At 27.9% G+C, this 22,705-nt stretch carries 20 protein-coding genes; 18 read left to right on the top strand and 2 right to left on the bottom strand.

What is annotated here, in order from left to right; all coding sequences use genetic code 11:
* Positions 1 to 18 precede the first annotated feature (18 nt).
* The 18 genes from KV700_RS04600 (at position 19) to KV700_RS04515 (ending at position 20,459) form a co-directional block, all read left to right on the top strand.
* Positions 19 to 1,242 carry a glycosyltransferase family 4 protein gene (locus tag KV700_RS04600; RefSeq protein WP_218599352.1) on the top strand — a complete coding sequence of 408 codons (1,224 nt, stop codon included), beginning with the start codon at positions 19 to 21 and terminating at the stop codon, positions 1,240 to 1,242.
* Positions 1,243 to 1,403: 161 nt separating this feature from the next.
* The gene (locus tag KV700_RS04595; RefSeq protein ID WP_218599351.1) at positions 1,404 to 2,552 is read left to right on the top strand and encodes a glycosyltransferase; all 1,149 of its coding nucleotides are present in this window, start codon (positions 1,404 to 1,406) and stop codon (positions 2,550 to 2,552) included.
* Positions 2,553 to 2,597: 45 nt separating this feature from the next.
* A complete protein-coding gene (locus KV700_RS04590) occupies positions 2,598 to 3,821 on the top strand; it encodes a glycosyltransferase (RefSeq protein WP_218599350.1) in 1,224 nt (407 codons plus the stop codon).
* 5 nt (positions 3,822 to 3,826) lie between these two features.
* Positions 3,827 to 5,359, top strand: coding sequence for a glycosyltransferase family A protein (locus KV700_RS04585; RefSeq protein ID WP_218599349.1), 1,533 nt, complete (start codon positions 3,827 to 3,829; stop codon positions 5,357 to 5,359).
* Between the two features lie 4 nt (positions 5,360 to 5,363).
* Positions 5,364 to 6,407 (top strand): N-acetylneuraminate synthase family protein, encoded by a 1,044-nt coding sequence (locus tag KV700_RS04580; RefSeq protein WP_302849989.1) that lies wholly within the window; start codon positions 5,364 to 5,366, stop codon positions 6,405 to 6,407.
* Complete coding sequence (gene neuC, locus KV700_RS04575) at positions 6,394 to 7,524, top strand: UDP-N-acetylglucosamine 2-epimerase (protein WP_218599348.1); 1,131 nt, start codon at positions 6,394 to 6,396, stop codon at positions 7,522 to 7,524. Before KV700_RS04580 ends, neuC begins: the two co-directional genes overlap by 14 nt.
* Positions 7,525 to 8,211: an acylneuraminate cytidylyltransferase family protein gene (locus KV700_RS04570; RefSeq protein WP_218599347.1), complete on the top strand. Its 687-nt coding sequence runs from the start codon at positions 7,525 to 7,527 to the stop codon at positions 8,209 to 8,211. It begins immediately after the preceding gene.
* Entirely contained in the window at positions 8,208 to 9,611 is a 1,404-nt protein-coding gene (locus KV700_RS04565) for a hypothetical protein (protein WP_218599346.1), read from the top strand. Before KV700_RS04570 ends, KV700_RS04565 begins: the two co-directional genes overlap by 4 nt.
* Complete coding sequence (locus KV700_RS04560; protein ID WP_218599345.1) at positions 9,602 to 10,753, top strand: glycosyltransferase family 4 protein; 1,152 nt, start codon at positions 9,602 to 9,604, stop codon at positions 10,751 to 10,753. The genes KV700_RS04565 and KV700_RS04560 overlap by 10 nt, the downstream gene beginning before the upstream one ends.
* Positions 10,743 to 11,744, top strand: a complete 1,002-nt coding sequence (locus tag KV700_RS04555; RefSeq protein ID WP_218599344.1) for a glycosyltransferase family 2 protein — start codon at positions 10,743 to 10,745, stop codon at positions 11,742 to 11,744. The genes KV700_RS04560 and KV700_RS04555 overlap by 11 nt, the downstream gene beginning before the upstream one ends.
* A gap of 188 nt (positions 11,745 to 11,932) precedes the next feature.
* On the top strand, positions 11,933 to 12,289 hold the full coding sequence (locus tag KV700_RS04550; RefSeq protein ID WP_254712970.1) for a serine O-acetyltransferase: 357 nt from the start codon (positions 11,933 to 11,935) through the stop codon (positions 12,287 to 12,289).
* Positions 12,289 to 13,401, top strand: a complete 1,113-nt coding sequence (locus KV700_RS04545) for a glycosyltransferase (RefSeq protein WP_218599342.1) — start codon at positions 12,289 to 12,291, stop codon at positions 13,399 to 13,401. The genes KV700_RS04550 and KV700_RS04545 overlap by 1 nt, the downstream gene beginning before the upstream one ends.
* On the top strand, positions 13,394 to 14,470 hold the full coding sequence (locus KV700_RS04540) for a glycosyltransferase (RefSeq protein WP_254712969.1): 1,077 nt from the start codon (positions 13,394 to 13,396) through the stop codon (positions 14,468 to 14,470). Before KV700_RS04545 ends, KV700_RS04540 begins: the two co-directional genes overlap by 8 nt.
* 1 nt (position 14,471) lies before the next feature.
* Positions 14,472 to 15,812 carry an O-antigen ligase family protein gene (locus KV700_RS04535; protein WP_218599341.1) on the top strand — a complete coding sequence of 447 codons (1,341 nt, stop codon included), beginning with the start codon at positions 14,472 to 14,474 and terminating at the stop codon, positions 15,810 to 15,812.
* Positions 15,805 to 16,818 (top strand): glycosyltransferase family 4 protein, encoded by a 1,014-nt coding sequence (locus KV700_RS04530; RefSeq protein ID WP_218599340.1) that lies wholly within the window; start codon positions 15,805 to 15,807, stop codon positions 16,816 to 16,818. Before KV700_RS04535 ends, KV700_RS04530 begins: the two co-directional genes overlap by 8 nt.
* Complete coding sequence (locus KV700_RS04525) at positions 16,815 to 18,143, top strand: hypothetical protein (RefSeq protein ID WP_218599339.1); 1,329 nt, start codon at positions 16,815 to 16,817, stop codon at positions 18,141 to 18,143. Before KV700_RS04530 ends, KV700_RS04525 begins: the two co-directional genes overlap by 4 nt.
* Positions 18,136 to 18,879, top strand: a complete 744-nt coding sequence (locus KV700_RS04520) for a glycosyltransferase (protein ID WP_218599338.1) — start codon at positions 18,136 to 18,138, stop codon at positions 18,877 to 18,879. Before KV700_RS04525 ends, KV700_RS04520 begins: the two co-directional genes overlap by 8 nt.
* A 197-nt stretch (positions 18,880 to 19,076) precedes the next feature.
* Entirely contained in the window at positions 19,077 to 20,459 is a 1,383-nt protein-coding gene (locus tag KV700_RS04515; protein ID WP_218599337.1) for an exopolysaccharide biosynthesis polyprenyl glycosylphosphotransferase, read from the top strand.
* Here KV700_RS04515 and KV700_RS04510 read toward each other — a convergent pair.
* Positions 20,439 to 21,620: a DUF4105 domain-containing protein gene (locus tag KV700_RS04510; RefSeq protein ID WP_218599336.1), complete on the bottom strand. Its 1,182-nt coding sequence runs from the start codon at positions 21,618 to 21,620 to the stop codon at positions 20,439 to 20,441. The two genes, KV700_RS04515 and KV700_RS04510, sit on opposite strands and share 21 nt — an antisense overlap.
* A gap of 5 nt (positions 21,621 to 21,625) precedes the next feature.
* A complete protein-coding gene (locus KV700_RS04505; protein ID WP_218599335.1) occupies positions 21,626 to 22,696 on the bottom strand; it encodes a PorV/PorQ family protein in 1,071 nt (356 codons plus the stop codon).
* Between the last annotated feature and the right edge of the window lie 9 nt (positions 22,697 to 22,705).

Raw genomic sequence — 22,705 nt, 5'->3', positions numbered from 1 at the left:
CTAGTTAAAAGTTTAAATATGATAAAAAAAGTTACTATTGGTGTTCAGTACTTAGATACTTATCCAGAAAAAAGAAATATTGTAAATATTATATCTAATGTAAATTATGTTAGTGTAGAAGATTGGTATAGAAAACTAGCAAACCTTAAAATTAAATTACGAAGCTATACTAGGCTTAAAAGAAGTTTAGGTGGTTTAATTGCAAAGAAGGATTTAGATAGGTATTCTTTTTATTTACCTAATAAAGATAACGAGATTAATTTTTTTCATTTTTTTAATACAATTAACCTTAAAGCTAAACAACCATGGGGAGTAACTTTTGAAGCTACACTGCCTCATTTTCCACCTTTTTCAGATTACCATAAAGATGATTTTCCTGGAGGTAATAAGAAAGCATTAAGAAAAATAAAAAAATATTTAAAAGCCTTAGCAGACGATAAATGTAAATTTATAATTGCACTCTCAAATTGTAATTATAAAATTCAAGAAAGTTTATTAAGTAATTTCCCTGAATATAAATTTGTAATTGAAAAAAAAATACAACAGATTCATCCACCACAAAAGGTTTTATTAAATAGTTTTTCAGAAAAAGAATCTATTAACGGAAAAGTTAATTTTGTGTTTGTTGGACGTGATTTGCTCGGTAAAGGTGGTGGTGAGGTAATAAAAGTGTTTTCTAGATTAATTAATCAGTATTCTAACTTTCATTTATATTTAATTGGAGATTTTCAATTAAATTCAGTTACAGCAAAAGATTTTACAAAAAATGATGTAATTGAATTTAAAAGGTTTATAGAAGAGAATAAAAAGGATGTCACTTATTTTCCTTTTTTAGAAAATAAAGACTTATTAGAATTGCTAAGAGATAAAATTCATGTAGGTATGCTGCCTACACGAGCAGATACTTACGGCTATAGTGTTTTAGAATTTCAAGCTGCAGGTTGTGCTGTAGTTAGCACGGGTTTAAGAGCGTTAACAGAAATTAACAACGAAGATATAGGTTGGTTAATCAATGTAAAAACGAATGAATTTGGAGAATCATTTCATTATAATAAAGAGCAATTAAAGAAATTAAGTGTTGATATTGAGAAAGGATTAGAAGAATGTATTATTTCTATACTTAAAAATCCTAATCAAATTATAGAGAAACAACGTTTGTCTTTAGAAAGGATAAAAATGATGCACAATGTGGATAATTATAGAGATAAGTTAAAAGATATTTATAATGATTTTATTGAATAAAAAAAGGAAATATAATAACTAATTATGCTTTTTAACTCCTTAGAATTTTTAATATTCTTAATTGTTGTTGTTTTGTATTGGTTTGTTTTTAAGAAAACGAAGCAACAAAAAGGGGCAAAATTTTTCACTAAAAAATTAGACAGTATTTTAAAAACAACTTTATGAAAATACTCTTTGTTTGTCAGCAATACATACATGCTGCACGTTGGATTGGTCAACTAAAAGATTCTGGACACGAAATATATGTTTTTGATTGTTTAGACCAAGAAATTCATCCAGATTTGTTATGGACAAATTACACCACAAATTGGAGTAAAAGAAAAATTCCTTATTTAAAGGGAGAGTTTTTTCTTGAAAAAAAAATGCCGAATATTTTTAATAAACTAGCACCTTATCTAAAAGTTACAGCAGCAGAAAAACTAGAGGAGTTGATTAAAGAAATTAAACCAGATTTGGTACATTCTTTAGAAATGCAATCGCAAACATACCCTTTGTTAAAAGTTCGAAAAAAACTAAATTTTAAATGGGCTTATTTTTCTTGGGGAAGTGATTTGTATTTATATCAAAATGAGAAAAAACATCAGCAAAAGATAAAACAAGTACTTTTTAATTTAAATTATTTATTTGTAGATAATCACAGGGATATTAATATTGCAAAAGATTTAGGCTTTAAGAATGAGGTTGCAGGTATTTTTCCCGGTGGTGGCGGTTATCAATTAGAAAAAATAAAAGATACTGTTGCGCAAACATCAAAAGAAAATTTAATTATAATTAAAGGATATCATCATTGGGCAGGTAGAGCTTTGGTCGTTTTAAAAGCATTAGAGTTGATAAAAAGTGATTTAATAAATTATCAAATTTTAGTATATTCTGCACATGATAATGTTATTGATAGAATTGTTGCAATGAATGCCAGTGGTTGGAATATAGAATATATCAGTAGAAAAAAAGAAGTGAGCCAAGGAGAGTTCTTAAAGTTGTTTGCCAAAGCCAAAATTGCAATTGGTAACAATATTTCAGACGGAATACCAAATACATTATTAGAGGCAATTATATTGGGAGCTTTCCCTATACAATCTAATCCTGGTGGAGCTTCAGAAGATTATATAACAAATGGTAAAAATGGATTTTTAATTCAGAATCCAGAAGATGCGGTAGAAATTTCTAAGTTAATTATAAAAGCATTACAAAACGAAGCGTTGTTAGAAAGTGCATTTTTAAAGAATCAAGAAATAGCAAAGAAATTAGCTTATAAAGAAATAAAAAACAAAGTGTTAAAAGCTTACGATAATATCAGTAAAACGCTATAAGTCTTCACTTATTTTTTATTAAATTTACAGCTTTTCAAATAAGCTATGATTTCTAAAAAAATCCTTTATTTAACAACAGATTTGTTATTTTTAAATACTGTAAAAGCAGGAGGCTCTGCGGTACAAGAAAGTCATCTTTCAATATTAATGAAACTAGGTTACCAAATTAAAGTGGTACTTATTAATTGTGAGAAATTTTCAAATTCAGCACCAAAACTATTTAAAGATACACAAACATTCTTTTACAATGGTGTCTATTTTTCTGTAGATGAAGTTCAATTGTATAGAACAGATAATTCAGAACTTTCTTTTTTAGAAAGAATTTCAAAAATGATTTTTAATCCTACAGACTATTATTATAATTTTGTAAATAAGGTAAATTACTCTTTTTTAGATGCTTATTTTAATAAAATGGAGTTTTCATTTATTTGGGCACAGTGGTTTTATGCAGGTTTGTTAGCAGCAAGTCATAAAGAAAAACAAAAGGTTTTTTACGTACATCATGATTGGCAATATAAATTAGTAGATTTTAAAAAAGAAAAAGGACTTAAAACTAAAATTTTAAAGTTTTCAAAAAAAAGGATTGAAGAAAAATTAACAAGAGACGTAGCTGCTGTAGTTTGTGTTTCTAGTACCGATGCATATTATTTAAATGCAAAAGGAATTAATTCACTGTATTTAACTACTACATATAATAAAACAAATATTGAATTATTAAAGCCTAAAGAAAAACCTTCTTTAGTGCATTTAGGAAGTTTAAATGCAACAGCAAATAGAGTTGGACTTAAAAATTTTATTTTAAACTCTTGGGAGGATGTTAAAAAGGAAATACCAGATATTTGCTTAGAAATTGTAGGAGAACTCTCTGTAGAAGACCAAGAGCTTACAGCATTATTACAAAATGATAAAAATATTATACTACATAAATTTGTGGAGAATTTAAATACTGTATTACGTCCTTTAGATATACATATTATTCCTTGGGATAAAGATACAGGTACAAGAACAAGGTTGGCACTAACACTACAGTACAAACAATGTTTGGTTGCCCGTAAAGAAGGTGTTGCAAATGCTAAAGAAATAGTACAGAATGTAAATGCATTATTAAGTGACTCTTGGCCTTCTTATACCAATGATATTGTTAATTTATATAACAATAGAACATTAAGAGATACAATAGCGGCCAATAGTTTTAAAACATATACAGAGAATTTTACGCACGAATCTCAATTAAAAAATGTAGCATCTTTTATAAAAGAAAATAGTTAAGTTTAATGAGAATAGCAATTTTAAATTACAATAATAATTCTAAAAAATGGGAATTTAATGGTACTCCATTTCATTCTTTTATAGATGGATTAAAAGAACTATCTAATAAATTTGATGTTTTGGGATGGTGTTATTTTCCAGAAGATAAACCTATTTTAAAAGCATCAATAATAAAAAATAAAACGAATGAATTACCAGAATTAGTTTCATTCGGTAGTCAATTATTTTTAGAGAATTCAGAATATTTAGAGGCTCAAAATCCTTATTTTAATAGTTTTAGCACAGGTGAAAAAGGACAATATGATACATGGAGAGTTCGGTCTAATGCTGGGTATATTTCTTCGATAATTATTAAAGAATTTTTAACGACCAAGTTTCCTAGTTCTTACAAAGTATGCTTAGGGGTTTTAGGTTATTATACATTTAGAGCTGGCGGTCTAGTCAGTGTTTCTTACAATAAGTCTCTTACAAGTAATAAGATAGAAGGACTTACAAATAATGAATATATTGAGGTAATCAGTTTTACTAGAAAAAAACATTGGATATTTTACTTTTTAATCAATCTTTTTTTGTTTGATAAAAAAATAGTAATACCAATAAAATATCTTTTTAAAAATAATTATATTCTAATAGAGCATAGACCTAGTTTATGGAGTAAAGTTTCTAAGTTTTCTGTTGATGTTTCATCAAAATCTGTAGATGTTGTTATACCTACTTTAGGAAGAGCTGATTTTGTTTTTCAAACACTATTAGACTTAAATGACCAAGATATTAAAATAAATAAAGTGATTTTGGTAGAACAAAAATTACCAAATCAAAAAGAGACATTATTAAGAAAAACACTAGATTATAATTGGAAATTTAATTTAGATCATGTCTTATTAGAAGAATTAGGTTTATGTAATGCACGTAATGTTGGTTTTGGTAAAAGTAAAGCAGATTATATTGTTATGTTAGATGATGATATAAGAATAGATAATCAGCCCAATATTTTAGAAAATTTAATTGTAAAATTAGAAACATCTAAAGCACAAATAATATCATTTGCATCTAATAATATAAAAGGAAATACTTTTTCCGAAATGTCTTATTTTGTTTCTGGCTGTTCTTTTCTAATCAGAAATAATAATATTTTACCTTTTAATTTAGATATTGAAGGTATGGGATGTGATGATCAAGAATATAACAACAATGTACATGATAATCATCAAAGAGTTATATATACAAATTTAGAATATATAAATCATTTAAGAGCACCCATGGGAGGTTGGCGTTTTGATGCAAAAGAATTTTTACCTTGGTATGACGGCGGTATTGTTCCATTACCAGGACCAGTAACATTGCATAGATTTTTAAAATATGCAACAGAAAATCAATTAAAAGGTTACAAGTTTTTTGTTTTTTTTAAATATTATAAGTTTAAAATTTGGAAATATTCGCTTTTTAATAAACGTTGGAACAAATCTTTATTATGGGCAAATAAAATTATAGAAGGAAAAGTGAAGTTAGATATAAAAAGTGGTGTTTTAAAAAATTAGAAAATTGGAAAGATTTATAGAAATACAAGGAAGAAAAGTAGGTTCAGATTATCCACCTTTAGTAATTGCAGAAATAGGTATTAATCACGAAGGTTCTTTACAGGTAGCCAAAGAAATGGTAGATGCAGCACATAGAGCAGGAGCAGAGTGTGTAAAACATCAAACACATATTGTTGCTGATGAAATGAGTAGTGTTGCCAAAAAAGTGATTCCAGGAAATGCCGATGTTTCTATTTATGAAATAATGGAACGTTGTTCTTTAAATGAAGAAGATGAAACTGCATTAAAGAATTATGTAGAATCTAAAGGAATGCTATTTATTTCTACCCCTTTTTCTAGAGCTGCTGCAGATCGATTAGAAAGAATGGGCGTAAAGGCTTATAAAATAGGATCAGGAGAGTGTAATAATTATCCTCTTTTAGAACATATTGCTTCTTTTGGAAAACCTGTAATTTTAAGTACAGGAATGAATACGATAGAAAGTGTACGTAAGGCAGTGGCTATATTTGATAAATTAAATGTACCAATTGCATTATTACATACTACAAATCTATATCCAACACCTGTACATTTGGTCCGTTTTGGGGCAATGACAGAGTTGTCAAACGCTTTTCCTGATAAAGTTTTTGGCTTGTCAGATCATACGTTAACAAACCATGCATGTTTGGGATCAGTAGCTTTAGGCGCTTCTATTTTAGAACGCCATTTTACAGATCATATGCAACGTACTGGTCCGGATATTGTTTGTTCTATGGATGAAAACAACTGTAAAGAATTAATTTACGGTAGTAATTTAATTTGGCAAATGCGTGGCGGTACAAAAGAACCAGCAAAGGAAGAGCAAGTAACCATTGACTTTGCTTTTGCAACTGTGGTAACTATTAAACCAATAAAAAAAGGCGCGCCTTTTACAAAAGAAAATTTGTGGGTAAAAAGACCAGGTACAGGAGACATTTTAGCAGAAGAATATAATGCTATTTTAGGAAAAACAGCAACCGAAGATTTGGCGGATGATCAACAATTAACTTGGGAGGATGTCGAAAACTAAAAAAATAGTTTTTTTAACAGGAACCCGTGCAGATTTTGGGAAACTAAAATCACTAATTCAGATAACGCAAGATCATACTGATTTTGAAGTGCATATTTTTGTAACTGGGATGCACTTAGATCATACATATGGGTATACTGTAAACGAAATTATTAAAAGTGATTTTAAAAATATTCACCAATATGAAAATCATGGTGAAAATGAATTTATGGACCGTGTATTAGCTAAAACCATTACCGGTTTTTCTGAATATGTTGCTAATTTACAGCCCAATTTGGTTATTGTTCACGGAGATAGAGTAGAAGCTTTGGCAGGTTCTATCGTTGCCAGTATGAATAATATATTAGTGGCACATATTGAAGGTGGAGAAATTTCTGGAACAATTGACGAATTAATTCGCCATTCGGTTAGTAAATTAAGTCACATTCATTTAGTAGCAAATGAAGAAGCTCAGAAAAGATTGATTCAAATGGGAGAATTGCCAAGTTCTATTTTTGTTATCGGTTCACCAGATTTAGATTTAATGAATCCAGAATCTTTGCCTTCACTAGATTTAGTGAAAAAATATTACGAAATTGATTTTTCGGCATATACTATTTTAATGTATCATCCTGTAACCACGGATTTTAAAAACATTAAAAAACATATTAAAGAAGTTGTAGATGCAGCTATAGAAAGCGGAAAACAGTATGTTGTTATTTATCCAAATAATGATTTGGGAAGTAATGAAATACTAGAAGAATATAAGCGAATTGAAGGTAATAAGAACTTTAAAATTTATCCATCTTTACGTTTCGAGTATTTTTTAACTTTGTTAAAGAATGCCGAATTAATTATAGGGAATTCTAGTGCAGGCATAAGAGAAGCACCTTTTTACAATGTACCTACCATAGATATTGGTACAAGGCAAAGTAATAGAGCCGTAGCAACATCAATTGTAAATGTTGCTCATGATAAAGAAATAATAAAAAAGTTACTAGCAACTATTTCTGTGCAACTAAATGAAACGATGAATAGTGATTTTGGAAATGGAAAAAGTGATGAATTATTTTTAAAATTATTACAAAGTAAAGAGCTTTGGAAAACAAATTGTCAAAAACAATTTCAAGATTTATAAATGAAAGTAATTGCTATTATTCCGGCTAGAGGAGGATCTAAAGGGATTCTTAAAAAAAACCTTACCAATATTGGTCATAAACCTCTAATAGGTTGGTCTATTGATGCTGCTTTAGAATCAGAATTTATTACAAATGTGATTGTTTCTTCTGATGATGAAGATATTTTAAAAACAGCAAATAATTACGGAGCTCAAACGCATCTAAGACCTGCTTCTTTAGCAACTGATACTGCTAAAACAGAACCAGTACTTGTAGAGGTACTTCGTTATTTAGAAGCTAAGAATGAGAAATTTGATTATTTAGTGCTTCTTCAGCCAACATCACCATTAAGAACAGCAAGTGATATTGATGCTGCTTTTAAAATGTTGATAGACAAAAAAGCAACAAGTTTAATTAGTGTAAAAGAACCAGAAAGTAATCCGTTAAAATCATTTGTATTAAATGAAGAAGGATACATGAAAGGTATTGTAAATAATGATTTTCCTTTTATGCCAAGGCAAGCGCTACCGAAGGTTTTTTATCCCAACGGAGCGATTTATATTGTTGAGGTGCCTTATTTTAAGAAGTCAGAAAAATTATTTTCAGACAAAACTATTTCTTATTTAATGAGTGCAGATAAAAGTGTTGATATTGATACAAAAGCAGACATACTACGAGCTGAAAAAATACTGAAAGAGCGTATATGAAAAAGAAAATAGCAGTTGTTTTTGTAACCAAACAGAGTTTAGATTATTATAAGTGTTGTGGTTTTTTTGAAGATGTTTCTAAATCGTATGATGTAGAAATTTTAAAATTAGATTCTTTTAATACAGAATTAGAACAAGAATTTAAAGAAGTAAACCTACCTTCTCTAGACCTTGGTGGTTGGATTGATTTGTACAAATACTTAAAAGAAAAAGCTTCTTTGCATTATAATGATAAAAGGTTTTCGAACAAAAACCATCATTTATATGCAAAATTTAATAATGCTAAAACCTTTGTAAATAAATTAAAATTTTCAATTATAAATGTTGCTTCCTTTTTTTATGCAAATGAAAAAAGTATTGAGAAATTAGAACGTAAAAGAGCTTGTTTAGTTGCAGAAACAAAATGCTTTAAAGAGTTATTGGTTCATTTTAAAGCTAATAAACCAGATTTTATATACTTAACACATCAAACTACAAGCCATACTTATTGTGTGTCTCAGGTAGCTAAAAAGTTAAATATACCTACGATTTCTTTAATTTATTCTTGGGATAATGTTGTAAAAGGAAACAAACAAGTAATGGCAGATTATTATTTTGTTTGGAGTCGTTATATGAAAGATGAAATGTTGCAATATTATGAAAAAGAGGTATCAGAAGAAAATGTTTTTGTTGTAGGCACACCACAGTTTCATCAATATTTTCAGGAAGATATTTTTATTGAAAAAGAACTCTTTTTTAAAGCGTATCAGATACCTAAAAAAGATTTTTATATCTGTTTTTCAGGTAATTTTACTTCTATTGGGCAAGATGATCCTGCTTATTTAGCAGATTTAGCAGCTGTTGTTACCGCATATAATTCTAAAAATGAAAAACAATTTCATATTCTTTTAAGAGCAAATCCGGCAGATTATAACCAAGGATTTCTTAAGGTAGTAAAAGAAAATACAACAGTTATTACAGATGTAAAAACATCTTGGGAAAGCACAGGTGTAGCTTTGCCTTTAAACGAGAGCAAAATGCCTTTGGCAATATTAAAAGCAACCATAGAATATAGTGATGCTATGTTAAATGTTGGCTCTACAATGGCTTTAGATGCTACTATTTTAAATAAATTAGCGTATTATTTAGATTATAAAATAGAAAATGGTTCAGATAAATTTAATATTGATGAAATTTATAAGTTTATTCATTTTAAGAGTTTAAAAGAATTAGACAACCCAGTAAAACATTTAAAGAGTAAAGAAGATTTAAAAACAATATTAGAGGATTTGGTTGATGAAAATTCAACACGTTTATCAAAACAAAAAGTTTGGGCAGAAAAAATAGTTGCGCATCCATTAAATGAAGTTTCTAAGAGAATGCTGTCTGCTTTCGATAAAATTTCTGAAAAATGCATATAGGTTTTTTACTTCCAGAATATCCGCACAAAAAAATCACAACTGCTTGTGCAGGAATTGGTACGTCTTCGCAAAATATTGTTTTGGGACTTTTAAAAGATGGGCATCAAGTTTCTGTGTTTATTTACGGTCAGGATTGTAATGAAGTTATAGAAGAAGGATCATTAATGATTCATAAAATCAAAAGAAATCAATTTAAATATTTCGGGTTTTATTTATACAGAAAACAACTGAATGCATACATCAATAAAATTATATCAGAAGATAAAATAGATCTATTAGAAGCAGTAGATTGGACCGGTATTACGGCTTTTATGAAGTTTAAAATACCACATGTTTTAAGATTGCACGGTACAGATGCTTTTTTCTGTAATTTGGATAAAAGACCACAAAGTAAAAAAAATTATTTTTTTGAAAAAGTAGCTTATAAAAATGCTACAGCTGTAATTGGCGTTTCTAATTTTGTTTTTGAACGTTCTAATCAGATATTTAAAATTCAAAAAAAGGGAATTGTTATTCCGAATGGATTGTTTTTTGAAAATATTCCAACACACGAAAATACGATTGTAGAAGAAAATACGATTTTGTATTTTGGTTCTATCATAAGAAAAAAAGGGATTTTAGAATTAGCAGCTATTTTTAATAAAGTTATTTTAGAAAGACCAAATGCAAAACTATCTTTTTTAGGAACAGATGTGCCAGATATACAAACGAAAACGTCTACAATAGGTTTGTTTACGGACTTATTATCCGCAGAAGCTTTAAAAAACTTTAAATATTTAGGGGTTGTCCCTTATATTGAGTTAACAAAAGTAATTGCTAAAACGCAAATTTGTGTATTTCCATCTTTGGCAGAATCTTTTGGTATGGTTACTATTGAAGCCATGTATTTAAAAAAAGCGATTGTAAATACAAATTATCCTTGGGCTACAGAAATTATTAAAAATGAAGAAATGGGACTTTTAGAAGACCCTAAGAATCATGAAGCTTATGCTCAAAAAATTATGCAACTTTTAGATGATAAAAATTTGTGTAAAATAATAGGAGAAAAAGCAAATAAAGAAGTGGTTAAAAACTTCTCTATAAAAACAATTACAGCAAAAAATACAACGTTTTATAAAAAAATAATTGCAGATGAAGTTTAGTTTAATTATTTGTACATATATGCGTCCTGTAGCAATTTTAAAGTTGCTAAAATCAGTAGAGGAACAAGAATTATATCCAGATGAGATTTTAATTATCGATGGTTCTACAAATGATAATACAGCACTTGTTTTTAAAGAAAATAATTTTAAAAACCTTGGCTATTTTAAAGTTGATAATGCGAACAGAGGGTTAACAAAACAACGTAATTTTGGTATTGATAAAGTGTCTGAAGATATAGATGTTGTTTGTTTTTTAGATGATGATATTATTTTAGAAAAACCCTATTTTAAAAACTTAATAAATACATATAAATTATATCCAGATGCTGGTGGCGTTGGAGGCTATATTTTAAATGAAGTAAAATGGAGGAAGTTAAAAAAGGATGAAAAACCCAGTTTTAAAGAATTTGAAATTGATGGTTATATCAGAAATTTAGGAACCAGAAATGTTTTACGTAAACGATTAGGGTTATTATCTGATCAACCACCTTGCATAATGCCAGAGTTTTCAAATGGTTTTTCTGTAGGTAGTTTACCGCCAAGTGATAAAACCTATAAAGCCGAATATTTTATGGGAGGCGTGTCATCTTTTAAAAAAAAGGTGGTAGATACTGTTAAGTTTTCAGAATACTTTGAAGGTTATGGTTTATATGAAGATTTAGAGTATTGTTTACGAGTTTCTAAAAGCTATCAATTATATGTAAACACTTCGGCTACATTATTTCATTATCATGAAGAAGGAGGAAGACCTAATAAGTACGCTTATGGAAAAATGGTAGTTAGAAATGGATGGTATGTGTGGCGAACAAAATTCTCTAAGCCATCTTTTATTGCAAGATTGAAATGGAATGCAATTGTTATTATTTTATCAATATTACGATTTATAAATGTACTAACAACTTCAAAAAGAAAAGAAGCGTTTACAGAGGGAATAGGGAGATTTGTAGGGTTGTTTAGTTTGTTGTTTGTAAAACCTAAAACTCAAAGATGAAATACATTCAAGATATAAATAAGTATAAGAAATATAGTAAAAATAGTAATAGTCTAATTCTTATGTTATTTACACAAGGACTTTGGGCTTTGTTTTTTTTTAGAATTTTTAATAGTATATATAAATCTAGAATTCCAATAATTTTAAAAAAGCTTCTTTTATTTTGTTATATACCTATTCAAAAGTTTATGGAATGTTTAACAGGTATCTCTTTGCCATATTCTGCATCTATCGGAGGAGGTTTTTATATAGGACATTTTGGAAACATTATACTTCACCCAAGTTCTGTAATAGGAGATAATTGTAATATTTCACAAGGGGTTACGATAGGTGTTAGTGGTAGAGGAGATAAACGAGGGATTCCAAATATTGGTAATAATGTTTATATAGGAGCAAATTCGGTTATTGCAGGAAAAATTTTTATAACCGATAATGTGGTAATTGGTGCCTGTTCTTTAGTGGTAAATAGTATTTTAACTGCTGGAACAGTGCTAGGAGTGCCCGCTAAAATGATTAACAACAATAATTCAGAAAACTATATTTAATGAGGTTTTTAATTATTACTGACGCACCAACTTTACAAAAAGAGGAAAAGAACTTTTCTTATGCTCCGTATGTAATTGAAATGGATTTATGGATGGAGTATTTTGATGATATTGTTATTGTTTCTCCAACAAAATATAACAAAACCCTTTTAGTTGAATCATTTAAAAAAGATATAAAAATATCATCAATACCTTCAATATCATTAATCTCATTTTTTGATTTATTGAAGAGTATTTTAGCTTTACCGTATATTTTACTTAAACTTTTTATAAATATGTATAAAGCAGATCATATTCATTTAAGGAATCCAGGGAGTATAGGTCTGTTAGCTTGTTTTGTTCAAATATTTTTTCCTTTTAAACCTAAAACATCAAAATATGCAGGAAATTGGGATCCTGAAAGTAAACAACCATTAAGTTACCGACTTCAAAAAAAGATATTAAGTAATACTTTTTTAACTAAAAACTGTAAAGTGTTGGTATATGGAGAATGGGAAAATCAAACTAAAAATATTATTCCTTTTTTTACAGCAAGTTACTCTCAAAAAGAAATAATAGAAATACCTGCTAGGAATTTAGAAGGTAAGATTAACTTTATTTTTGTAGGATCTTTAACAATAGGCAAACAACCTTTGCTATCTGTAAAGGTAATTCAGGAATTAAGTAAAACTAAAAAAAATATTCATTTAGATATTTTTGGAGATGGAGCAGAACGCAAATGTTTAGAAGACTATATTAAGGAAAACAATTTAGAGACTTACGTTAAACTTCATGGTAATGTAAATAAAAATACAGTAAAAGAAGCTTTTAAAAAAGCTCATTTTTTGTTATTTATTTCTAAATCTGAAGGTTGGCCTAAAGTGGTTGCAGAAGCCATGTTTTGGGGAGTGCTACCTATAACGTCTAAAGTTTCTTGTGTACCTTATATGATAGGAAACGGAAGTAGAGGAGCACTTGTAGAAAGTAATGTAGCGTCTATTTTATTGGTAATTAATGCCTACTTTAAAAAAGAAAAAAACTATGCGAGACAATCTAAAGAAGCAATGGAATGGTCGCAAGAGTTTACGTTAGAAAAATTTGAATCTGAAATAGGTAAATTATTAAATGACTAGAATTAAAATTTTACAAATTATAGACTCTTTAAATGTAGGAGGTGCAGAGGTTTTAGCTGTAAATATTGCGAATTCTTTAGCTGACGCTGGTTATGAGTCTCACATTTGTGTAACTAGAAAAGATGGAGATTTAAAAAATCAAATAAACAGAAATGTTGGTTATTTATTTTTAGAAAGAAAAAGAACAATTGATTTAAAAGCAATTAAAAAACTTAGTAATTACGTAAAAAAACATAGTATAAATAGAGTTCATGCGCATGCTTCTTCTTATTTTGTAGGGGTTTGTGTTAAGTTGTTAAACCCAAAAATAAAATTAATTTGGCACGATCATTATGGAAATAGTGAGTTTTTAAACGAAAGAAAAATTGTAGCATTAAAACTTTTTTCTAATTTATTTTCTGCAATTATTTCTGTAAATAAAACTTTAAAATTGTGGGCAGAAGAAAAGCTAGTCTGTTCAAGCGTGTTTTTTATTAATAATTTTGTAGAGTTTAGAGATCTAAGTCAAAAAACTAAATTAAATGGAGTTGACGGTAAAAGGATTGTGATGTTAGCTGGTTTTAGAACTCAAAAAGATCACTTGAATCTTTTAAAAGCATTTGATGAAATTGTAAAGAAATTTCCCGATTGGACTTTGCATTTGGTAGGTAAATTATATGATGATGCTTATTCAAGAGAAGTTATAAGTTTTGTGGAAAAGCAACAATTGAAAGAGAGTGTTTATTTTTACGGTGTACAATCTGATATTAAATACATTTTACAACAATCTTCCATAGGGGTTTTGTCTTCAAAGTCGGAAGGCTTACCTTTGGCGCTTTTAGAATATGGATTGGCAAATTTAGCTGTTGTTGTAACTGATGTTGGTGAATGTAAAAATGTTATAGAGCAATTTAAATCTGGTATTGTTATAGAAAAAGAAAATAGTTTAGATTTAGAAAATGCATTAATAGTATTAATCAATTCTGAAGAAAAAAGAAAGTCTTATGGGGCATTACATTTAAAAAATGTAAATAATTATTACTCACCAAAAAGTTTCTTAGATCAATTAATAAAAATTTATACGCTATAGTTTGATTCAATACATATTAAATAATAAACTTAAACTTATAATTATCCATATTGTTATTGGGTATTTAGGCACCTTTCCTTTATTTCCGAAATTTTATGGATTAATATGTCTTATTATTCCTTTAGTAGTTATTGTTAGTTCTAATAATAGAAATGAAGAAGCCTTTTTATTTGCTTCTTATTTGGCTGGAGGAGAAATATTTTTAAGAATGATTCAGGGAACTCTTCTATACGAAATTGGAAAATATGGTGTAATGCTGTTTTTAGTCTTGGGTATCATTTTTGGACCTTTTAAACAGCGATTTTCTGTCCATTATATTTTTTATATTTTACTTTTATTACTAGGTATTGTCTTTACACAGGTTCCAGAAGGAGAGTCTTTGCGTACAAATATTGTGTTTAACTTAAGTGGTCCGATTGTATTAGGTGTCTGTGCTTTGTATTTTTATTATAGGCCCATAAGTAAACAAGACTTAATGGATGCATTATTTTTTATGTTGTTACCCTTATTTTCAATGATTACCTATTTGTATTTTAGAACACCAGATTTAAAAGAAATTGTTTTTGGAGGGGGAGCCAATTTTTCAACTTCAGGAGGGTTTGGGCCTAACCAAGTGGCAACAGCAGTTGGGCTAGGAATACTTATAATAGCTATTTTTTTATTATTAAAAGAAAAATTAACTGGCTTTATTTATTTAGATGCTTTTTTTATAATTTACTTTATATATAGGGGACTATTAACTTTTTCTAGAGGAGGTATTTTTACAGCTGCCATTGCTTTAATTCTTTTTGCATTCTTTTTTATTTTATATAAAAAAATGAGTTTACAGATAATAATTAAATATATGTTAATTCTTTGTTTTTTTCTTGTTTCTATTTGGATATATACTTCTAACATAACAGGCGGAATGCTAGATAATAGATATACAGGTAAAAATGCTGCAGGAGTACAAAAGAAGGATATTACTACAGGAAGAGGAGATTTAATAGCTTTTCAATTTAATAATTTCTTTGAACATCCCTTAGGAATTGGTGTTGGGAATGGTAAATATGAAAGAATGAAATCTAATGAGACTATAACGGCAGCCTCACACAATGAGGTAGGTAGGTTAGTTGAAGAACATGGGGTTATTGGTTTTGTTTTACTGCTATTATTGTTAATTGTACCACTCATTAACTTTTTTAAAGCGAATAATTTTCAAAAAGCATTTATAATAGCATTTTATGTGATGTGGTTTTTAACTATTAACCATTCGGCAATGAGGGTTGCTTTACCAGGCTTTATCTATGCTTTAAGTTTGATTAGAATTACAGATATAGAAAATGATTTGATAGATGAATAATAAAAGAATTCTTTATATAGGTAATAACTTAACTAAAAAAACAAAATACAATTCTACATTAATAGTTTTAACTAACTTATTAAGAAAAGAAGGGGTTTCTGTTATCGTTTCATCCGATAAAATAAATAAATTATTGAGATTATTAGATATGTGCTTTTCTTTAATTAGAAACAGAAAAAAAATTGATTATGTTTTAATAGATACTTTTAGTGCCATAAATTTTTATTATGCATTAGTTATTTCTCAATTATCAAGATTATTTAATATTAAGTACATCCCAATTTTACATGGAGGGAATTTACCAGATAGATTAAACCGAAATGAGTTTTTTAGTGATTTAATATTTAATTATTCTTATAAAAACGTAGCTCCTTCAAACTATTTAAAATCAGCTTTTGAAGAAAAGGGATACCAAGTAATATTTATTCCTAATATTGTAGAAATTGAAAATTATAATTTTAAATTAAGGGAATCTCTTGAACCAAAGTTATTTTGGGTAAGGGCGTTTAAAGAAATATACAATCCTACATTAGCTATAAAGGTTTTAAGTATATTAAAAAAAGAATATCCAAAAGCGATACTATGTATGGTAGGACCTTTTGTAGATAATAGTTATCAAAAATGTTTAGAGTTGGTGTCAGATTTAAAACTAGAAGATTCTGTTGAGTTTACTGGTGTTCTTCTAAAAGAAGATTGGCATAAAAAATCAACAGACTTTGATATTTTTATTAATACAACAAATTTTGACAATACACCTGTTAGTGTAATGGAAGGGATGGCTTTAGGGCTACCTATTATAAGTACTAATGCTGGAGGTATGCCATATTTGATTGAAAATGAGGTTGAAGGATTGTTGGTTGAAAAAGATAATGCAATGAAAATGTCAATAGAAATTATAAATGTTTTAAAAGGTAATTACCCTAAAATGTCGGAGATCGCAAGGGAAAAGGTAGAGGGGTTTTCGTGGGAATTGGTGAAGAATAAATGGTTTAAAATATTAAAATGATTTATAATAAGTTATTAGAAAACATTATTCTTCCTATGGGAGATTTAATCTTAAATACTAGTTATATAAAACGACTAAGATATTGGAAAAGAATTGATCAATTGTCTTATAACGAAATAATTGAAGAACAGAGACTAAGTTTAAAAAGAATATTAAAATTAGCTAATGAAAAAACAATTTTTTATAAAGGAGTTGAATTAATTGGAGATAACCCGTATTCTTGGATCGAAAAATTTCCTGTTCTTACAAAAAAAATGCTAAATGATAATATTGATAAACTTTTAACGGAAGAAAAAAGTACTCTAATTAAATTTTCTACAAGTGGTTCTTCTGGTTATAGAACAGATATTTACATGAATGAAGAAGATTTATCTTCTTTTAGAGCCGGTAATACAAGGTGGTGGGAATGGTGTGGGTATAAAATTGGAAGCAATTTATTACAAACAGGAATGACACTAGATAGAAAATTTATAAAAAGGACCAAAGATTTCTTGTTTAGAACAGTATATATTAATGCTTTTTCACTTTCAGAAAAGGAAATGCATAAAGTTTTTAATAAGGTTAAAAATAAAAATTACTATCTGCTTGGTTACGCTTCCTCTTTAAATGTACTCGCTGAATTTGCTATAAAAGAAAATATAAAAGTTGAATTTAAGGGGGTTATAAGTTTAGGAGATAAATTATTTAGCTATTATAAAAAAAATATATATAAAGCTTTTAATGCTAAGTTAATTGAAACCTACGGAACTTCAGAAGGTTTTCTTATAGCATGTCAGTATGATTTAGATTATTTGTACATCAATTCAGCTCAAGTATATCTTGAATTATTAGATGAATATAACAGACCTGTTGAAGATGGAGAAATTGGTAATGTTGTTGTTACAAGGTTAGATAATTCAGCTATGCCGTTAATTAGGTATAAAATTGGTGATTTAGCCATTAAATTACCGAAAGAAGAATATCCATTAGGTAGAAAATTAGACTATCCCTTATTAAAAAAAGTAATTGGTCGAGATACAGATGTTGTTATTTTACCAGACAATAGGAAACTTATCGTTCACTCATTTACTGGCATATTTGAATATTTTGAAGAAATAAAGCAATTTAAAGTCATTCAGTATAATAATTCAGGAATTACTATTGAATACGTAAAAGGAGATAATTATCAAATTGAAGTACTTGATAAAATATTAAAAAAACTTCAGGCTATAATTCTTGATTTTAATTTTAAAATTTATTTTAAAGAAGTTTTAGAAATAAAGGCAACAAAGTCAGGAAAACCACAAATTGTAGAGTCACACATAAAGTCACTAAAGAATGAATAATTTAGTGTCTATTATTACACCTAATTTTAATTCGGAGAAATTTATTAGGGAAACAATTAAAAGTGTTATAAATCAATCCTACGAAAATTGGGAAATGATTATTATTGATGATCTTTCTACTGATGCTAGTATTAATATTATTAATTCTTTTTGTAAAAGTGATGCTAGAATTAAATTACATAAATTAAAAGACAATTGCGGAGCTGCAGTTGCTAGAAATAAAGCTATTTCTTTAGCAAATGGAAAATTTATAGCTTTTTTGGATAGTGATGATTTATGGTTACCAAGAAAACTAGAACTTCAATTAAACTTTATGTTATCCAATAATTTTGCATTAAGTTATACTTCGTATGAAATGATAAATGAAGAAGGTGATAAAACTGGTAAAGTTATTAATTGTAAAATTAAACTAGATTATAATAGAATGTTGTATTCCAATGAAATTGGATGTTTAACGGCTATGTATAATCAGGATCTATTAGGTAAGGTTTATATGCCTAATATTAGAAAAAGACAAGATTATGGTTTGTGGTTAAAAATTTTAAAAGTTGAAAAACATGCCTTTGGTATTCCTGAAGTTCTTGCTCAATATAGAGATCGTAGTCAGTCTATTTCAAATAATAAAGTAGAAATGCTTAAATGGAACTGGAATTTGTACAAAAATATAGAAAAACTCTCTTATTTTCAATCCAGTTATTACACAATATGTAATGTTATTAATAAATTGATCAAATGAATATAAAAATCCTTAATATTTACTTTGTATATTATTGAGTTATTTTAAATAAAATACATCATTTTTTATGAATAATTTTAAATTACTTTCTTATCAACTAATATTCTTTTTATAAATTTGCAGAGTTCCCCATTAAGTTTTATTATTTTTTAATTATATATAATTGAATTAGTTTACGTTAAACAAAACAGCATCATTTGACAACAAAAATATCATACTTTAATGTATCGGAAAGAAAACTTTTTTTAGGAATAATAGACGTTATTATTCTTATTTCTAGTCTTTATTTAGCTTCATTATTTATCAATTTTACCTATATTAAATTTACAAGTAGCGCCCTTCTAAATTGGTTGTTATTATTGGGTTTTTATTTTTTAATTTTTGGTCAAATTTTTCAACTCTATAGCTTAAATGTTGCTAATAATAGGTACTTAACTGTTAGAGCAACTGTTCTTACAGTATTTACAACAACTATTTTTTATATTTTTACGCCTTATTTTTCACCAGAACTACCACCTAATAGATTACAAATAGTCTATTTTTTCTTACTTTCTTTTATTCCACTTTTACTTTGGAGGTTTGTATATATATCTTTAATATTTTCGCCAAAGCATTTTAAATCTATTGTTTTTATTGGTAATTCAGAAAGAATTAAAAAATTACTGATTCAAGTAAATAAAGATTCTTTTCATCATGTTCAAGCTTATTTGTCAGATAAAAAGGTGGAAGGGGTAGAGGGTTATATAGATATTTCTAAAGCAACAATATCTTCAATTTTGGCAGACAATGCTATTACAGAAGTTATTGTATCTAAAAGAGATCTATCTGAAGAAGTAGTGAATCGTCTAAATAAAGAACTTATTTTGTTGTTTGAGAAAGGCGTAAATATTGTGAGCTATGAAACTTTTTACGAAAACGTAAATGTTAGAATTCCTAAAGAATATTTAGATCATAATTTTTATAGACACATTAATTTTAGTAAGAATAATTCTAATAATTTCTATCTATTTGGGTTAAGACTTATAGATATATTCTTTTCTGTAATAGGAGCTATCGGTTTTTTATGTGTTATTCCATTAATTTTTATTGGTAATATTATAGCTAACAGAGGTCCTTTATTTTACACACAAATAAGAGTAGGGAAAAACGGTAAAACTTTTAAAATTTTTAAGTTAAGGTCTATGGTAAAAGATGCCGAAAAAGGAGGCGCTGTTTGGGCTAAAAAAAATGATGTTAGAATTACTGGCTTTGGAAAGTTTTTAAGACGTACTAGATTAGATGAAATGCCTCAGTTTTTTAATATATTAAAAGGAGATATGAGTTTAATTGGTCCTAGACCAGAAAGACCAGAGTTTGTAAAAGATTTAGAAGCTCAGATTCCTTTTTATACTATAAGGCACGTTATAAGACCTGGTTTAACAGGTTGGGCTCAAGTAAACTATCCGTATGCAAATACCATAGAAGAACAAGAAACCAAATTGCGTTACGATTTATATTATATTAAAGAGCGTAGTACTTTCTTAGATTTTAAAATTTTTATTAAGACGTTTACTACTGTTTTATATTTTAAAGGTCAATAGTTTTTTTGATAAATAGTAATACCTTACAGCAAGTAATACTAATAAGGGGATTATAACTACAGGGAAGACTTGAATTTCTACAATCCATAGAACAGGAATTATTACTAGTAATATTAATAATAACTGCATATATTTTTTCAACCATTTTGGTTGATGTGTTTTCAATAAAAGAAAAGCAACAATTACATTAGGCGCAAAAGTAAACAATAAATTAAAGTTATTTGGTGCTGTAGAATGTGTTGAGAAAAACCATAGAAAAACTAATACAGTACCTATAAGGCCTGTTGTAAATAATATAATAAAATCTAATGATTTGGTTCTTTTATTATTTTTAAGATCTTTATAAGTAATATAAATACCTAAAAAAGCAAAGATACTAAATATTAGAAAAGGATTAAAAATAGAGCTTTTAGCTTCTTTTTCTTTAAAATTTAGAAGTACTACTTCTTTTTTTACAAGTTTTTCTGGTTGATTTCTAATAAAAACGGTTGCATTTTTAAAAGAGCTATATATATAATCTGGTAAAAACATATATTCATTAAAAGTAGCCTTTTCATCTAATTTTGTACCTGCAATTAAATTTAAACCAAAAGTTCCCCAAGAATTCCAAGCAATTTCATGATTTGTTAATTGTCTAAATGTTAATCCATTTTCTATATTATTATCATTAAAAGCAAGTTTATCACCTAAAACTAACCTTGTTATATCCCTTAACTTTGTAGCGCAATTATTAAAATAAGGATCATAAAGGTAGTTTCTATTTTCTGGCGATGCATTATTTTCTAGGAATTTAAAATAAGATTGTTTTTCTAATAGATCTAAATTTAAAACTTGTTCTTTTAACCAACGTTTCTCTCTTTTATAACTAGTTAAAAAATATTTAAAATCATAGCGAGCCAAACTATAAATCATATTTCCTTTTGCAGAATTCAATAAAAAGTTAGGAGCATTAAAATCAAACACTCCATAATTATATATTAAATCTAAATTTAAAACAGGATCTTTAACTCTTATAGCAGAATGTCCAAAAGCAAGAAAGAATTCTTCTCCTGGGCCAACAGTAATAATACTTACTTCTGCATATTCAGAAAGTTGAAGTTGTGCTTTTAAGGGGGAATAAATGGAAAGTAAAAATAGTAAAAGAAAGTATTTTTTGTTCATAAAAACTAAGGTCTAAAAAAACTATAATCTATTGTAATTGAAAAAATATTTGAATACAAAGCGTTACCAACACTACCAATGTTAGTTAAAGCATAATCTATTTTTATGCCATTGTATTTAAAACCAACACCAAAATTGGGTTGCATAGAAAGTGATTTTGAGTTATCGAATTCTGTCATGTATTGAAAATTACCAACGCCGGCTCTTAAATAAACCAATTCGTCATAATCTACTTGAAACCCCATTGCAGGGTCTATACTTAAAACATCTGAAGAAAAAATATCGTTTGTTTTGGTAAAACGCATATTTGCATTTATTTCTGAAAGTAAATGAAACATACGGCCTATTCTCCAGTTTTTAGCGACACCTAACTGTAGTTTAGGTTTGGTTATTTCTGTTGTTTCTGGTAAATCTTGATTTTGTCCTGGAATAGCCTTCTTAATTTTATTAAACTCATCTTCATTAATTGCCCAACTATTAAAAGTGGTGGTAATGTCTCTAGCCATTACACCAAATTTCCAAGAATTACGTTCAAACTGAATTCCGGCATCAAAACCAAAACCATAAGAAGAAGCAAAATCACCAATAATTCTTCTGACTATTTTTGCATTTACACCAAATTTAACATCCTTAAAAATTAAATTACGAGCATACGCAAAGTTAAAAGCATAATCTACTGATGAAAAAAGGCTAATATTATTATAATCAATATTTCCATCACTGTCAATTAATTCTGTAGTATTTAAAATATCATCTACACCAAAACGAATTATAGAAACTCCAACAGCACTTTCTTTGTCTATTGGCATAGCAAAACTTGCATGATTGTAATTGGCTATTCCGGCAAAATAAGAGGCGTGCATTAGGGAACCTTGGTAGTCTTCTATACCTACTAATCCTGCAGGATTCCAGTAAATAGAATTGACATCATTTGTTGTGGCAACAACACTTTTACTCATCCCTAACCCTGCAGCGTCTACCCCAATAGTTAAAAATTCATTGGAATAACTTCTAAATGCCTGTGCAGATAAAAGGAATGGAGTAAGTAGTATAAAAAATAATATTTTGTGTTTCAAAAGATGTAA

It is taken from the genome of Polaribacter sp. NJDZ03, from assembly GCF_019263805.1.
Lineage (GTDB): Bacteria > Bacteroidota > Bacteroidia > Flavobacteriales > Flavobacteriaceae > Polaribacter.
This window is presented reverse-complemented; position numbering and strand designations above follow the sequence as displayed.